This is a genomic window from Arthrobacter sp. Z1-9, from assembly GCF_054792695.1.
In genome coordinates, this window is the sequence record NZ_CP096456.1 from 3,163,193 (window position 1) to 3,179,556 (window position 16,364).

General features: G+C 65.1%; 8 protein-coding genes. 6 read left to right on the forward strand and 2 right to left on the reverse strand.

Going from position 1 to position 16,364, the window contains the following annotated elements; translation table 11 throughout:
• Window positions 1-68: 68 nt before the first annotated feature.
• Both M1D93_RS14685 and M1D93_RS14690 read left to right on the forward strand, forming a co-directional pair.
• Window positions 69-1,982 carry a cytochrome c oxidase assembly protein gene (locus M1D93_RS14685; protein ID WP_461172210.1) on the forward strand — a complete coding sequence of 638 codons (1,914 nt, stop codon included), beginning with the start codon at window positions 69-71 and terminating at the stop codon, window positions 1,980-1,982.
• A 267-nt stretch (window positions 1,983-2,249) separates the two neighbouring features.
• Complete coding sequence (locus M1D93_RS14690; RefSeq protein WP_461172211.1) at window positions 2,250-4,526, forward strand: chitobiase/beta-hexosaminidase C-terminal domain-containing protein; 2,277 nt, start codon at window positions 2,250-2,252, stop codon at window positions 4,524-4,526.
• A 534-nt stretch (window positions 4,527-5,060) separates the two neighbouring features.
• Here M1D93_RS14690 and M1D93_RS14695 read toward each other — a convergent pair.
• Window positions 5,061-6,473, reverse strand: coding sequence for a sensor histidine kinase (locus M1D93_RS14695; protein ID WP_461172212.1), 1,413 nt, complete (start codon window positions 6,471-6,473; stop codon window positions 5,061-5,063).
• Window positions 6,474-6,488: 15 nt separating this feature from the next.
• The gene (locus tag M1D93_RS14700; RefSeq protein WP_461172213.1) at window positions 6,489-7,835 is read right to left on the reverse strand and encodes a BTAD domain-containing putative transcriptional regulator; all 1,347 of its coding nucleotides are present in this window, start codon (window positions 7,833-7,835) and stop codon (window positions 6,489-6,491) included.
• A gap of 414 nt (window positions 7,836-8,249) precedes the next feature.
• On the opposite strand from M1D93_RS14700, the gene M1D93_RS14705 reads away from it, so the two are divergent.
• The 4 genes from M1D93_RS14705 (at window position 8,250) to M1D93_RS14720 (ending at window position 16,336) form a co-directional block, all read left to right on the forward strand.
• Window positions 8,250-9,719: a sensor histidine kinase gene (locus M1D93_RS14705; protein WP_461172214.1), complete on the forward strand. Its 1,470-nt coding sequence runs from the start codon at window positions 8,250-8,252 to the stop codon at window positions 9,717-9,719.
• Window positions 9,716-10,414 (forward strand): response regulator transcription factor, encoded by a 699-nt coding sequence (locus M1D93_RS14710; RefSeq protein WP_461172215.1) that lies wholly within the window; start codon window positions 9,716-9,718, stop codon window positions 10,412-10,414. Before M1D93_RS14705 ends, M1D93_RS14710 begins: the two co-directional genes overlap by 4 nt.
• Window positions 10,415-10,491: 77 nt before the next feature.
• Window positions 10,492-11,061 carry a hypothetical protein gene (locus M1D93_RS14715; RefSeq protein ID WP_461172216.1) on the forward strand — a complete coding sequence of 190 codons (570 nt, stop codon included), beginning with the start codon at window positions 10,492-10,494 and terminating at the stop codon, window positions 11,059-11,061.
• Between the two features lie 202 nt (window positions 11,062-11,263).
• Window positions 11,264-16,336 (forward strand): peroxidase family protein, encoded by a 5,073-nt coding sequence (locus M1D93_RS14720; RefSeq protein WP_461172217.1) that lies wholly within the window; start codon window positions 11,264-11,266, stop codon window positions 16,334-16,336.
• Window positions 16,337-16,364: the final 28 nt, after the last annotated feature.

Genomic DNA, 16,364 nt, shown 5'->3' on the forward strand with positions numbered 1-16,364 from the left:
GCATGACGTAAGAGGCCGGGTTGCTGTGCGAACACCATCAGGGCCAATAGGGCGGCGGGAGGGGCGCGATGTCGCTGGGAACTCGGGTAATGGCGTCCCTGGCGCTGCTGACGGCCGGGATGCTGTCACTGGTCTGGGCCTACATTTACGGCGGCGGTGCGGAGCCGGGCCTGCTGGATCGGGCAGGTCCCGCTGTTACCTGGGGCCTGCCTGTGGCGAAGCTGGTGTTCAACCTTGCCAGTGCCGGCACCATCGGGGCACTGGTCCTGGCAGTCTTCGCGCTCCCCCACGGCGGAACGGCCTATCAACTGGCACTTCGGCTTGCCGGTTGGTCGGCGGTTGTTTGGGCCGGGGCCTCGGCGGTCCACACTGCCGCAAGCTTCCTGCTCCTTGCCAACAGGGCCCCGACCGCCGGACTGGGTGGGGAATTCCTGACGTACCTGACCAGGATTGACGCGGGCCGTGCCGGCGCCCTGACTACGCTCATCGCCGCGGCCGTGGCACTGCTGTGCTTCCGGCTGAGGAGCCACCGCCTTCTTGCCGGCACGGCCGTCGCGGCTTTCGCCGGGCTGTTGCCGATGGTCATGAAATCCCATGCGGCCGGCGGCACCGACCACGCGGACAGCACCGCCGCCCTGTTCCTGCACGCGGCCAGCGCCGCAGTCTGGCTCGGCGGCCTGCTTGCGTTGGTAGTACTGCGGCGGGCCCTGCCGGCAGGCCAGCTCGGCCTGACTGCCCGGCGGTATTCCACGCTGGCGCTGATCAGCTTCATCGCACTGGTCGCCTCCGGAATCCTGGCCGCCCTCACCAGAATCAGCACGGTCGAGGCCCTGCTAAGCCCCTACGGTGTCATCGTCCTGGCTAAAACCGGAGTATTCGTCATCCTCGGGCTGTTCGGGGCGCTGCACCGGTGCTGGTCCCTGGGCCGGATTGATCAGCACCCGGCGCGGGGTGGCAGGCACTTCGCCGCCCTCGCCGTCGTCGAACTCGCGGTCATGGGCGCCGCTTCCGGGATGGCCGCGGCGCTTGCCCGGACAGAACCGCCGCCGGCTGCGGGGTCCGGGAAGACCTCCGCCGGGGACCTCGCCCCCGGGCTGCCCGAGCCCGGCCTCTGGGAATACTTATCCCGCTTTGCCCCTGACCCGCTATGGGCACTGGCCTGCGGCTTCGCCGTCGTTGCCTACTTGGCCGGGGTACGGCGCCTCCGGGCGCAGGGCCAGTCCTGGCCAGCGCGCTGCACGGTGCTGTGGACCACCGGGGTCGCGGTCCTGTTTTTGGTCACGAACGGGGGCGTGCACGTCTACCAGGGCTACCTGTTCACCGCCCACGTCCTGACCCAGATGATACTCACCGCCGTCGTACCCTTGCTGCTCGTCCCGGCCGCCCCGCTGACCTTGGCCAACCTCTCCATCAGGGCCAGAACAGACGGCAGCGCCGGGGTCAAAGAATTCCTGGAACGGTCCGTACAACCGGTACTGGCGGCACTGCGCAGGGATCCTGTGCTGGCCATTTTTATCCTCGCCGCGTCTATGCTCGTCATCTACTACACCCCGCTGCTCGAATGGGCAGCCGTGGGCCAGATCGGCTACAGCATAATGACCGTCCTCGCCCTGCTCGCCGGTTCTCTCGCCACCGCCGCGCTCACCGCTGCCCCGGACCACGGCACCGGCAACGCCGTACGCCAGCGGCTGCTTGTCCTGGCAGGAATGGCCGGCGTCTACTCATTCGGCGGGTGGAAACTGATGGAGCAGGCACCGGCAATGGAAATGCCCTGGTTTACCTCGGTAGGGCAACCCTGGGGCATGGCAGCGGCGGCCGCCCCGGAACTGGGCGGGACCATTATGTGGTCCATCGCAGCCATATGGCTCGCCGTTACGGCCGCGAAGGTCACCAACCGCGGTGGCCAAAGTCCGGGACACGCGGACACCGCAGTCCCGAGATCTGCGCATGAACATGAAGAGATGGCTACCCCCACTGCCTGACATAGAAGCCGATTGCCAAGCCCTTGCCCGGCGTCGTCGCACCAAGCGTGGGACAGCGCCGGGCAGGGGCTTGTGACTGCCCAGCTGCCGGCTCCTAGGGAATCCCTAGGAGCCGTTTCCGTACCTTGTGAAAAGTCGGCCCCCCTGTCCCTCGACTGAGGCTGCAGCCATGTTCAGCAGGATTACGGCCAGCGTTTCCACAAGGTGGACTTCCTAACTTGTGACTGTGCGTGAATCCCTTGCGCACCCAGGATCAGTGAGGTTCTTATGAAATCTGCACTACACGGACCAGGAGAGCGGGGAGTCCGCGTCCAAAGTTTTGGAAGGGCCGGCATTATTGGGTCGGTCTCCGCCGTACTCTGTGCCACTTCCCTCCTAGCCATCCCCACCGCCAACGCAGCCGTCCCGGCATTCCCGAACAACGTGGTGGTCTTCCCCGATCGCGACTTCGTGACCATTGAGGGCTACCAGGACAGGGTTGGCGAGACCGCCACCGTCGAGGTCCACCGCCCCGGAATCGGGATTGTCGGCTCCGCGAAGAGCGTCGTCGCAGCCGGGGACGTGGCCTTTGAAATCAACCACCCCGGCGGCGTCTGCTGGGGCGACGGGACTGACGTGAAGGTCACCCCCGACATCAAGCCCGGCGACAAGGTGACCATCAAATTCGGCACCATCGAGGCCGGAACCACCACCGTCCAGGACACCTACGTCAATGCTCCCTCCATTCGCAACGGCAACACCGTGATCGTTAAGGGCCATGTCGCCGGGTCAGTCACCCAGGCGCAGATGGAGCAGCGTATCGTCGAGCCCGCTCTGAAGGAGACCAGTGTCGGGCGCCGTGACGCCCGCGCGGTCGCCGGAGCACCGGGAGGGGACGCCGGTTACACTTCAAGGCTGGAATTCGGCCTGGACGGCCCGAACACCTTCACCGCCACCTACGAATTCGACGAACCAGAGGCTGCCGAAATAGCGGCCGCAGCTGGCGGTGCCCGCGCCATGGCTTGGGAAGAGAGCGATGCCGACGACAACCGTCAGGGCCTGACCATCGCCGAGTATGGCGAGCTTGGCGGGCCGGGAATGGGCGGCTGCCCGAATGGCCCCCTGGGCTCCGGGCCTGCAGGGCCTACCAACATCTCAGCAGCCAAGGTCAACAGCGACTTGAAGGTGAACTGGGCTCCCGCCGTGGCTGTCCCCGGAACGCCGGCAATCACCGGCTACCGGGTCACGGCCGTCGCCGCGACGGCAAACGGAACCGAGCGGGTGGAATCCGGTGTGCGCATCAGCGACCCGAAGGCCGCCAGCACCACCATCAAGGGCCTTTCACCGGACGAAGAGTATGACGTCTACGTGGTGTCCGTCAGCGACGTCGGTGAGACGTTCCCGGCTCCCCACGCCTTCGCGAAAACGGACACCGAAGCCCCGACCGTGACCGCCTCGCCCAACGGCGGAACCTACTCCACTGCGCAGGAGCTGACGCTGACAGCCAGTGAACAGGGCAGCGACATCTACTACACCCTTGACGGAACCGACCCTGTTACCGCCGGCGCCAGCGTTCCCGACGCAATTCTTTACGAAGGCCCGATCAAGGTCACCGCAAACACGGCCTTCACCTATTCCGCCATCGATCCCTCGGGCAATGCCTCCGACAAAAAGACCATCGAGTTCCAGATCACCAACGATCCCGTCCCGGCCGCTCCGGTGATCGCCAGCGCGCCTAAGGCAGGGCTGGGAACGGCGGAACTTTCCTGGACGGCACCCGACGCCGGAGCTGAAGGACTCACCATCACCGGATACTCGGTCCAGGCCTACACCGGTGATGCAGCCTTTGGAGATCCCAAGGAGGTGGCGGGTGACGTCACTACCCTGGTCTACGACGGGCTGAACGGCGACACCGAATACTGGTTCACCGTCACGGCCAGCAACATCAACGGTGCCGGAGCCCCGTCGAAGAGCGCTCCTGTCACCGTTCAGGGTGCTGTTGTAGCGAATGCCGGGCCGGATCAGAACGTCGCCCGACGCGCCACGGCAACCACGGTTACCCTGGACGGCACCGGATCCTCAACGACCAACGCCACCTACAAGTGGGAGCAGGTCCTGGCCGGAGTTTCAACGGATGATACGATGCAATTGAGTGGTAGCGACACACTGAAGCCCACCTTCAGCCTGCCGGTCTACCAGTCGCCCATGACCAACAATCCGCTTACCTTCAGGCTGACGGTCACTGTCGGCACGACGGTTAAGACGGATGAGGTCAAGGTGATTCCCGTTCCGGACAGGGTCACCATCGCCTCCGCCACATGGAAGCCCGGCGACATGAGGGTCAGCGGGAGCGGCAGCGTTGCTGGCGCCACGATCACTATCCGCCGTGCTAACGGAACGCTAGTGAGCAGGGTCAACGTTGCCGCGGCAGTCGCTCCGGCAACCGGCGGCACCTGGAGCCTGCGGCTGCGCGATAACGCCGCCGGCACCACCAACCCAGGCACTCTTTACATCGAATCCAACCTGGGCGGCACCGCCGGGCCGGTAACGGTCACGAACAGGTAGCCAAAGGGCTAACACCACCTGGGCCCGGTGGCTCCCGGTAATGTTCCGGAAGCCGCCGGGCCTTGGCGCGTTCCGTGACCGCCGCTTCACTGGCTGGGCCGGAGGAACGTTCGACGACGGCAGGTTACCTTTCCCGGGGAGGTAACCTGCCGTCGTCGCGCTTAAGGAACTCGTGCGTCTGGAAGCTGCGGTGGCAGCGCTGGCGAATCTTAGCGGCCACGGCAGTTGGTGATCGCGCGAGCCGTGCTGTCCCCTGTGCGGTCAACGCCACGAGTGTTGATGGTCTCCCGGCGCGGCTCCTCGTAGGCCCGCTGCGAGGCTGGAGAAAGGGCCGCAAGGCACCGGATGCGGTCAGTAGCCGGCTGCACCCAATGGTGTCGGGGGATCGGGTTACCGGCGAGACTGCGACCGGGTCCGCGCGACGTCAACTGCGGCTGATCGCGGGGTTAACGCAGGAAAGGGGGCCTCCTGGCCGTGAGATGAGCGTGGTGGCTCACATCAATACCCGGAGGCCCCTCATTGGTCATACCAAAACTAGGTAGCCCTCAACACACCGCGGTCCCCGCTAGACGACTTGGCAGCAAAATGCCGCCCGGCGAAACTGACGGCCGGCGCGGCCGCGCCGAAGGTGGCGGTGACAGCAGTTCCGGCCCCTGGTGTGGAGCTGACCTCGAAGGTGCCCCCGGCCTGCTCAATGGTGTCGCCAAGGATTCTCAGGCCCATGTGGCCTTCCCGGCGGGGCTCCCCCGGATCAAAGCCCACACCGTCGTCGGAAACGGTGATCTTGGTGCGCGGGCCGGCTTGCCAGACCCGAATATCAACCGATTGTGCTGCGGAGTGCTTGCTGACATTCACCAAGGCTTCGCGCGCCACACGGTAGAGCAGAACAGCCCGGTCCCGGTCCAGCACGAGCTTGTCGGGGATTTCAACTGTCAGATGTATTCCTCGCTCCACCAGGGGTGCCTCCAGCCTCACGAGGGAGGCCTTGAGCCCCAGCGCTTCGAGGTCGGGCGGGTAGAGCTCACTGGTCATTGCGCGGAGGGTCCGGATGTTGTTTTGCAGCATCGTCCGGGCGTTCGTAAAAACGGGCTGCAGTTCAAGCGGGCCGCGGCGCTCCTCTGATTCCAGGGCGTACGCCAACCCGGACAGGTCCTGGATCACCTCGTCGTGGAGTTCGCCCGCGATGTGGCGGCGCTCCTGGTCCGAGGCCTCGATCGCGCACCGAAGCGAAGCGTTGCGTGCTGCCTGGTGGACCTGCATCCTCCGGGCCAGGCGGACGGCGGGAACCAGTTGCGTCAGCTGGAGGACCGCCAATGACAGTGCCATGGGCGGGACCATGCCCATCAGGACTGCCTGCTGCTCGCGGCGGACTCCTTCGCCGGACGTGTACGTTTCGAAGATCATCGGGGCACCGCTTTGGGATGCGGAGCGCGCATAAACTTCCACGAGCTCGCCGGAGTTCGCCTCGAACTCGTTTTCTGCCTCAGTCTGGGATTCAAACGTGGCCGTTGCCGGGCCGCCGGCCAGGAGCTCGCGGGCCCATTCTTCCGTTTCGAAATCCTGCCCGATAAGCGACGCGACATCGGAGTAGACCACCCGGCCGTTCTCGTCCCATACCTTAATCCTGGTGACGCCGCTTTCAGCCAGCCACGGCTCCAGCCGCTGGTCGAGCAGCTCCAGCGCGGCGGGGTCGCCGGCCAGGAGCTGGTCGGTGATCAACGGCCCCACCACGTTGTCGGCCAAGCGTTGGGTGATGTCCCTGGCATTGGCCAGGGCGTGCCTTTCCGCTTCGGCGCCCACCCAAAAGGAAACCGGGGTGGCAACCAGCACGAGGGCCGCAAAGCCGGCAATAAGGAAACGGGCAACGGCCGCCCTTACCTCGCGCCGCTCCGCGACATCGTGACCGCTGTTGGGGTGGGCGGGCTCCCCCGCATGGAGTCGGCGCACGGTGAGTCTGCCTGGTTACTTTGCCAAAGGTTCCGGCTCGGTCGGGACGGTGCTGCCCCATCTCGCCACGAGCGAAGGATTCACAATCATGTTGCCGGGATGGGCGTGCCGCAAGGTGTCCAGCATGACTCCCAGTGCGCCGTCTTTGGGGAGGAAGCCGCAGATGCCCATGCGGGCGGCCTCGCGCAGCGCTTCCTGGGACGGGTTCCCCGTCAGCATTACAATCCGGGTTCCGGGTGCCTCCGAAAGGATGCGCTCGGCAGCGTTGAGCCCTGAGCCGTCAGGAAGATACAGGTCCATAATGATGACGTCGGGAGCAAGGTCCCGGAACATCGTCACCGCAGATGCCACCGACTTCGCCGCACCTATACTCTGCAGGTCCGGCTCGCGGTCCAGCGCACCCGCCAAAAGGTCGGAAAACGTGGTGTGGTCATCAACGATCAGGATGCGCAGGCGTCCCGTTTCCTGCTGGGTCTCCCGCGTAACAGGACGGCTCTCCGTGACCACCTGGATGGGGCCAACGGGCTCTGGCGGCCGGGATGTTGCCGCGGTGCTCCGCAGGAGCCTGGCCTGCGCCTCCCTCAGCGCCGGGCCCGGGGCGCAGCCCAATTCCTGGTCGATGACCCTCCGGCAGCGGTCGAAGGCCCGCAGTGCTTCCGTGTTCTCGCCATTCTGCTCAAGCCCCAGGACCAGGGCAGTCCAGGCCCGTTCGTTGAGGGGATCTTCCTTCGCCGCCACGCCGGCCCAGTGGATTGCCCGGCCTGTCTCCCCCACGGCAAGCGCGGTTTCCGCAGCCATCACCCGGGCAAGGCCAACGCGGGCTGCGTGTGCGGCCCGCTCCTCCTCTGCCCAGGACGGCAGCAGCTCGTCACCGAGCAGCGGGGCGGAAGCCAGTTCGAGTGCTTCCGTCAGCATGGCCAGTGCCTCGCGGGGCTCCGCCTGGCTGGCCGCTTTCGTCAGCGTTTCGAAGCGGTCCAGGTCCAGGTCCACCAAAGACCGGTCTATGGCGTAGCCGCCAGTCACCGTCCGCAGGGCGCCGGTTCGCCCGGTGCCCGGCTGCAGGTGGCGCCGGAGGACGCTGACGTAGCTTTCAAGGGTGGGCAGGGCAACTGCCGGGTGGTTGCCGCCCCACAGCAAATCCATGATGCGGGTCTTCGATACTGCCGAACCAAAATTCATGAGGAGAATTTCCAGTACCTGGCGGGGTTTTGGTCCGCCGAGGTCATTGGCGCCCAGCTCGACGCCGCCGCGGCGGATCATCAAAGGGCCTAGGACTGAAATCTGAAGCGATGGCGCCTGCGGCGGCGCTTCAGTGATGAGGCGTGCCTGGGCTGTGGTGTCTGCGAGTTCCAAGGTGATCAAGGAGGTTCCCCCAAGTAGTCCGGTGTTGCGTGGTTCTCATTGAAGGGGGAGGGCAAATGCGCGAACAACAGTGGTGTCTACTCACATGTGGAACCGCCCAGCACTTGCTTCTGCGGGCCTTACGCAGAATCCAGGTGAAGGGACCAACAGGCATTCCGGGGAAAGCTGCCGCGCGAGAAACGTTTGCGCTGGTGAACCCGAGGATTCCCTACCGACGAAAGATGTTGGAAAAACCCTAGGTAGCCCGGCACAAGTGGCACGTCCTCTGCCGAAGCTTTCTCCAAGCCGGCCTACCTAATTTTGTACAGAACAAGTACAAACCCTGGTGCACGCAGGAATGTGACGGGAATTCAGATGACATCGCGGACCACAGAGAGCCACAAATTCTCCGTTAGCGGGCCCACTAGGCCGTTAATGCAGGGCTGGAACGGTATACGGGCGGAACTGCGAACTGTCCGTGTTCGCGTCCTCGTCACGGTGCTGGCTTTCCTGGCGGCCGGCCTGATGGTCACCGGCATCACCACGCTTGTTCTCGACCTGCGCAGCCTCAACAGCCGTGTTAACGAAGAGCTCCTGCTTCAGTCCGCCCGGCTCCAGAACGTAGTGGAGCAGGGTGTTCCGGGCGGAGGGCCTTTTACTTCCCTGGATGGGCTGTTCACCGTGTTCCTTCAAGGTGACACACCCGGCAGGTACGAATCTCTCTTGGCCACCGTCAACGGCGGCAGGACGTTCCTGCCCGCCGGAGGGCAGCCCACCAGTCTCGCTACTCCCCAGGTGCTCGAAACAGTGTGGGCCGAACACAGAGAGGACAGCACAGTTTTCCATGACATGACGTTGGAGGGGCGGACGGTGCGGCTGGCCATCACCTCCGTATCGCTGGAGGACGGAGGCCCCGGCGGATTGCTGGTGGCAGCCAATGAAATCGGGCAGCAGCGGGAGCAGATGATAGCGTCCTTCGGCACCTTCGCAGGGGCCTCGCTGGCCACGCTGCTGCTGGCCGGCGCGGTGGGGTTCGCGGTGACGGGACGTCTCTTTGTTCCAGTGCGGCGCCTGCGCCAAGCCACGGAATCCATCACGTTTGAGGACCTGACCGCCCGCGTCCTGGTCCCTTCCGGTGATGACGACGTTTCGCAGTTGGCCATGGACTTCAACCGCATGCTGGACCGGCTGGAAACGGGCATCGCGGACCAGCGTCAGTTTGTGGATGACGCCAGCCACGAACTCCGCACCCCCTTGACCATCATCGGCGGCCACCTTCAGCTGCTGCAGGCAGGTGACCCGCGCGATGTGAGCGAAACCCAGGTGCTGCTCCTGGAGGAACTGGACCGGATGCAATCCCTCGTTGATGAGCTGCTGCTGCTGGCCAGAAGCGGCCGCCCGGACTTCGTCCGTTTGGACTGGATCGACGCCGACTCCTTCCTTGAAGCGGCGATGGACAGGATCAGGGTCCTGGCGGATCGCCGGTGGCAGATCGAAAGCATGCCCGGCGGCCAATTCCGTGCGGACCGCAACCGGCTCACGCAGGCCGTGGAACAGCTGGCAGCCAATGCAGTGCAGTCCACCCGGCGGCACGACGTTATTTCCCTTGGCGCAGCCTGGACCGGCAGGCCTGGCGGCACGGCGCCGCCCGGACATCAGGACTCATCCCTTGGGGGCATTGACATCTGGGTGGCCGACTCGGGCTGCGGCATCAGCCCCGCGGACCAGGAACGGATCTTTGACCGTTTTGCCAGGGCCGGGGTTTCCCGGGGGGCAGAAGGGTCGGGCCTGGGGCTGCCGATCGTCAAGGCCATTGCCGAAGCCCACAGCGGAACACTGCGGGTGACGTCGAAGGTGGATGAAGGCAGCCGCTTTGTGCTCTCACTTCCAGGAGTAACCGTATGACACGGATACTGATCGCCGACGACGAGCCACGGATCGCCAGCTTCATCACCAAGGGACTCACCGCGGCCGGGTACACCACCTCATCGGTGGAAGATGGCATCCGGGCCCTGGACTATGGCAGCTCCGGGGAGTTTGATCTCCTCATCCTGGACATCGGCATGCCCAGGATGGACGGGCTCGCTGTCCTGTCGGCGCTGCGCGCCATGAAGTGCACGGTTCCGGTGATTGTCCTGACGGCCAAGGATTCACTGCAGGACACCCTCGCAGCGCTCGACGGCGGTGCGGACGACTACATGACCAAACCCTTCCGGTTCGAGGAGCTGCTCTCGCGGATCCGCCTGCGGCTGAGGGCTAACCCCGGTGCCCAGGGGGCACCGGAACCAACTTCCGGCGGCGTAACCCTGGATGCTGACCTTCGCAGCGCCAAGGTCCGCGGCCGGACAGTGCCGCTGTCCGCCCGGGAATTCGCCATGGCCCGGGCTTTCGTGGAGAACGAGGGCAGGCTGCTCACCCGCGAACAGCTGCTGAGCCGGGTGTGGGGATACGACTTTGACGGGTCCTCCAACGTGGTGGATGTCTATGTGGGCTACCTGCGCAACAAGCTTGGTCCCGAAAAGTTCCTGGCTGTCAGGGGCGCCGGTTACCGCTTTGTGGCCGCCCCTGCTGCGACTTCCCAGACCCAATCCGGTGGATGAGAGGTCTCTCATTAAAGTCTCATCCCCCTCTTACCCTCGCCCGGCAGAGTGGGACCACAACCAAGAAAGGCGATCTGATGAAGAGTTATTTGTATCTCCCCATCGCAGCCGTAGTGGGTGCTGCGAGCCTGACCGTGTGGGGCCAAGCCAATGCCGGCCCACCCCCTGAAGTTTCCCCGGGCGTGGTGGTGACCTCCAGCAGCGGCACCGCCACAACCGATGATTCGGCGGACCTGCTTCCCACTTCGGCCCCCACCGCCACGATTACCGAAATCCCTGACCAGGCAACCCCGGAAACGCAGCTCGTCACTGCAGAACCGCAGACTCTTGCAGCGGTGCCATCCGACGGCCCCACCCACGATCAGTTCGACGACAAGGGCGGACTCAGGGACCCTAATCTTTCTGATGACCCGCCCGGCGACGACAACGGCGGCCTGCGCAGCGGCAACGTTTCCGATGACGCGCCCGGCGACGACAACGGCGGCCTGCGGGACGACAACGTTTCCGACGACCCACCCGGCGACGACAACGGCGGCCTACGCGACGACAGCGAATCTGATGACGCACCCGGCGACGACAAAGGCGGCCTACGGGACGACAACGATTCCGATGATGAGCCAGGCGACGATAAAGGCGGTGAGCGGTAACGCCTGACGGCCTTCGCCAAGGTTTTCCCTAGGACGCCCCTGCAGCATTGCCTTGTTTCGCCGACTCTACTGGGGAGTTGGCCCTTCAGGGGGAGCAGATCGCAGGATGAAGGCTTCATCGCGTAAACCAACACAAAAGAACAGCACTCGCCCACGCCTCCGGTTCCTGGCTGCATCGGGGGCGTTGGCGTTGGCCGCTTCCATGGGCTTGCCGCCCGTTGCCGCCACTGCCGTGCAGGCCCCGGTAGGCGCCGGATTCACCGTAACGCCTGCCGACTTGTCCTTCATCCTGAAGCAGATCAAGATCGCCGAAGCCCACGTAGCCAACACCACGTCAGAAACGGGCCCTTGCGGGGCCCTCGTGGGAAGCGGCCCGAACCAGCTTGCCAGCCCGCTGCTGTCGCACGGGCTGCGGACGGTTGACGGAAGCTGCAACAATCTTCAGCCCGGCCAGGAAACCTTCGGCGCATCGGACCAGGTGTTTCCAAGGCTGGGATCCAAGTCCTTTGCTGCCGCCGAGAGCGGGTCCTTCGGTGGACCACCCATGGCCACGAACTACACACAAAAATCAGGAAGCGTCTTCGATTCACGGCCGCGCACCATCAGCAACCTGATTGCCGATCAAACGTCCACCAACCCGGCAGCCGTAGCCGCAGCCGGCTTCCCGGCCCGGACGCAGGGCAACGAGGGTGTGGTGCCCTGCACCACGGACCCGGATCCCGAGGCGACTCCCCCGGTCGCAGCCGCGCCGGACGGCTGCGTTCCCTCGCACAACACGCTGTTCATCCCCAACGTAACTACCGACGTCGGGCTGTCACCGCCCTACAACTCCCTGTTCACCCTCTTCGGCCAGTTCTTCGACCACGGGATCGACCAGACCGTCAAGGGCGGCGGCACGGTGTATGTGCCGCTCAAGGCCGATGACCCGCTGATTGCAGGACCGGACCACATCTTCGGCAACGCGGATGACCTCAATCCGAGGATGCGCTTTATGGTTCTGACCCGCGGCCAGAACCAGCCCGGCCCGGACGGTGTTTTGGGGACCGGGGACGATGTCCAGGATGCGATGAACACCAATTCGCCGTGGGTGGACCAGAGCCAGACCTACTCCTCGCACTCCTCGCACCAGGTGTTCCTGCGGGAGTACGCCAATTCACCCTCGGGTCGGCCCGTCTCGACGGGCAAGATGCTCGGCGGCGCGGAGGGTACGCCCACGGCCGGCGGCATGGCTACCTGGGCTGACACCAAGAAGCAGGCCCGTGAGCTGCTCGGAATACAGCTGCTGGACAAGGACGTCCTGAACGTCCCAATGCTCGCTGCCGACGCCTACGGCAAATTCATTCCCGGGCCTAAGAACGGGCTCCCGCAATTTGTCACCAAATCCGGCCTGGTAGAGGCAGACCGCACCGCGGACGAGGGACGGGGAACACTCGTTCCCCAGGACGTGCTGTACTTCAGCACCCCTTTCCTGACGGACATCGCGCACAACGCCGACCCGTCACCGCAGGATGCAGACCACAATCCGGCCACACCGCCGGCGGCCCCGGCTCCTGACGGGAACGAGACCGCCTCCGCAGACTTTATGAGCCAGGCCCCCGGCACCTACGACGACGAGATGCTCAACGCGCACTTCATCGCCGGCGACGGCAGGGTCAACGAGAACATCGGGCTGACCGCCATCCACCAGGTCTTCCACTCCGAACACGACCGCCTGGTCGGAGACATCAAGCGGGTCCTCAGCAACGACACCTCGGCAAGGGGCGCTGCCGCCCTGGCAGAATGGAAGCTGGCCGAAGGCGCCGACGGCTGGAACGGCGAACGGATCTTCCAGGCCGCACGGTTCGTGACAGAGATGCAGTACCAGCACCTGGTGTTTGAGGAGTTCGCCCGGAAGATCCAGCCTGCCCTCAACATCTTTGAACCGTTCGCTTTCGCCCAGACGGACATCAATCCGGCGGTGAGCGCCGAGTTCGCCCACGCCGTGTACCGCTTTGGCCACTCGATGCTCACGGAAACCATTTCCCGCCGCAACGAAGACAGCCCCGGTGCGGACAATATGTTTGGAACGTCCGACGACGTCAGGGGCTCCCAGAACGACATTTCCCTCCTCGAGGGCTTCCTGAATCCGCCCGCTTACACGGACGGCGGTCCCGCCGGCGCCCTGACGTCGGAGGAGGCCGCGGGCAGCATCATCATGGGAATGTCGGACCAGGTGGGCAGCGAACTGGACGAGTTCGTCACCGATACTCTCCGCAACAAGCTGCTGGGACTGCCCATGGACCTCGCGGCGATCAACCTGACCCGCGCCCGGTCGGAAGGCCTGCCCACGCTGAACAACCTGCGCCGGGAAATCCACGGTGCCACCAACGATGGCCAGCTCAAGCCGTACACCAACTGGATCGACTTCGGCGAAAACATCAAGCACCCCAAGTCCTTGGTTAACTTTGTGGCCGCCTACGGCAAGCACCCCTCCATCCTGCAAGCCACCACGCTGGAGGCCAAGCGCAAAGCCGCCCGGCTCATCGTCAGCCCCGACGCCCTGGCCGGCGAAGTGGCCCCCGAGGACGCCGTGGCCTTTATGAACAGCACGGACGCCTGGGCCAACAACGGAAGCTCATCAATCACCGGACTGGACGACATAGACCTGTGGATGGGCGGCCTCGCCGAACGGACCAACCTGTTCGGCGGACTCCTCGGCAGCACCTTCAACTACGTCTTCGAAAGCCAGATGACGGATCTGCAGAACGGTGACCGGCTGTACTACCTGGCACGCACGCCCGGCATGAACCTGATGGCGCAGCTCGAAGGAAACTCCTTCGCGGAGATGATGATGCGCAACACCAACGCCCAAGCACTGAAGGCTGATGCGTTCGCCACGGCTGACTGCAAGTTCGAGCTGAAGAACCTCAACGGAACGGTGCAGGGCTTCGCGTCCGCAGGCAACGCCGTCGCCGACGATCCCGCCTCGGAGTGCAACGAATCCGCACTGCTGATCCGGATGCCCGACGGCACCATCAAGTACCGGGCGTCCAACTCGGTGGACCCGGCCGGCATCAACGGCCAGGCCGTTTACAACGGATCCGTCAATAACGACCGCATCCACGGCGGCGTGGACAACGACACCATGTGGGGCGGCCAGGGCAAGGACGTCATCGAAGGCAATGACGGCGCCGATACCGTTCTGGGCGGCGACGGCAACGACATCATCACCGACTCGGCCGGAGACGACATCCTGAAGGGCGGGCCGGACAACGACGCAATCGACGGCGGCCCGGGCCTGGACCTCCTCCTCGGCGGCGACGGAAAAGACTTCATCAACGGAGGCGCGAACTCGAACGAAACCTTCTCCGGCGAAGACGACGACTTCGTGATCGCCGGTGAAGGGCTGGACGCCGTATTCGGCGGTGGCGGGAACGACTGGGCAGAAGGCGGCGACGGCCCCGACCTGCTGATCGGCGACTCGAGCAACCTGTTCTTCCTGGACGACTCGCAGAAGCCCGGCAACGATGTCCTGGTGGGCCAGGGCGGCGACGACGACTACGACATGGAAGGCGGGGACGACGTCGGCATCGCCGGACCGGGCGTGGAAAAAGTGGCCGGCGCATCCGGCTACGACTGGGAGATCGGTGCCTACGATCCCCAGCCGCAGGACGCCGACCTGGAACTTCCGATCGAACCGCTGGACATCCTCCAGGTGGGCGTCCGCGATAGGTACAACGAAGTCGAGGCGCTCTCCGGCGGTCCGTTCGATGACAAGCTCCGGGGCGACGACAACATTCCCAAGGAAATGGGTGGCGGAGGCTTCATCGGCTGCGACGCCCTGGACCGGTCAGGTGTTGACAGCATCACCGGACTGGACCAGCTCATCACATCGCTGCCCACTCCCCTTGCCGATGTCATCAACGCCTCGGCATCCAAGGAATGCCCCGTGCTGACCGGCCCCCAGGTATGGGGCGAAGGCAACATCCTGCTGGGCGGCGGCGGCAACGACCTCATCGAGGGCCGCGGCGGCGATGACATCATCGACGGCGACCGGTACCTCAACGTCCGGCTGAGCGTCCGCACGGACCCGAACAACGCGGCCACTGAGATCGGCAGCGCCACGGGAATGAACACCCAGTACCAGCGCGATTCCGCCGGCAAGTTGACGGGCCCGACGCTCCAGCAGGCGGTGTTCGCGGGCAGCATCGACCCCGCCAACATCATCGTGGTCCGGGAAATCCTGGCATCCTCCGAAGGAACCGACACCGCGGCCTTCTCGGACTTCGAGTTCAACTACACCATCACCACAACCGGCGGAGACGGCACCATGGGCTCACCGGGTGCTGTCACCACCGTCCAGCACATCAGCGGCGAGGACGGCACCGATACCCTCCGCAACATCGAACAGCTCGTGTTCGGCGACGGAACCGACGGAGTGGACGACGGTGAGGAGGAAATCGAGGACGACGTCGACGAGGTTGAGGATGACGTGGATGAGGTCGAGGACGGAGCCGGCGAAGGAGTGGACGACGGGATCGATGAGGTCATTCCCGGCGATGGCGAGGTTGTCGTGATTATCACGCCAACGCCGGGCACGGACCCCGCTCCGGGCACCGGACCCGTCACTCCACCCGTGGACCAGGCGCCAGTCGACCAGGCACCAGTGGACCAGGCGCCAGTCGACCAGGCGCCTGTCGATCAGGCGCCCGTCAACCAGGCACCCGTCAACCAGGCACCCGTGGACCAGGCACTCGTGGACCCAGCCCAGGTGCCGGACGCGGCGCCGGTGTCCGGAGGCTTCTTGGTCCGGACTGTTGATTCCTCGGGTACCCAGGTGGGTGAGATCCTGACTGCTGAGCCCGGCGCCACGAGGCTGGTGGTTCAAGGCCTGGAGAACGGTGCCGCTTACCGGTTCCAGGTTGCTCCCGACGCCGGCGGCGAACCCCAGTTCTCCGAGCTGAGCGAACCCGTTGTCCCGGCTGCCACCGAGGAGCAGCGGCTCACCTTGAACCAGGACACGGAAGCGCCGTTGGCGGCCGGACCGGTGGCGGAACAGCCGCTGGCACAGATCCCTGGCGCAGCACCCTTCGGGGGGCCTCTTGGTAGCGCCGCGGCGGTCACCTTGGCAGCACTGGCCCAGTACCTTGTGACGGCTCCCGGCACAGCGGTCCTCGCCATCACCACAGGAGGCCTGCTGGCTGCATGCGGTCTGCTGGCGTACAAGCTCTACCGCTTCCGGGCTAACGCCAGGAAAGTAGTCTCGGAGGAGGCCAGGACTTCCACCGAGGCCTGAGCGACTCGGCGTACGTCACCAGCGTCCT

Bases quoted from the DNA above. Each gene is read 5' to 3' on its own strand.
- M1D93_RS14685 (WP_461172210.1), top strand. From the start codon at position 69: ATGTCGCTGGGAACTCGGGTAATGGCGTCCCTGGCGCTGCTGACGGCC.
- M1D93_RS14715 (WP_461172216.1), top strand. From the start codon at position 10,492: ATGAAGAGTTATTTGTATCTCCCCATCGCAGCCGTAGTGGGTGCTGCG.
- M1D93_RS14690 (WP_461172211.1), top strand. From the start codon at position 2,250: ATGAAATCTGCACTACACGGACCAGGAGAGCGGGGAGTCCGCGTCCAA.
- M1D93_RS14720 (WP_461172217.1), top strand. From the start codon at position 11,264: ATGGGCTTGCCGCCCGTTGCCGCCACTGCCGTGCAGGCCCCGGTAGGC.
- M1D93_RS14705 (WP_461172214.1), top strand. From the start codon at position 8,250: ATGCAGGGCTGGAACGGTATACGGGCGGAACTGCGAACTGTCCGTGTT.
- M1D93_RS14710 (WP_461172215.1), top strand. From the start codon at position 9,716: ATGACACGGATACTGATCGCCGACGACGAGCCACGGATCGCCAGCTTC.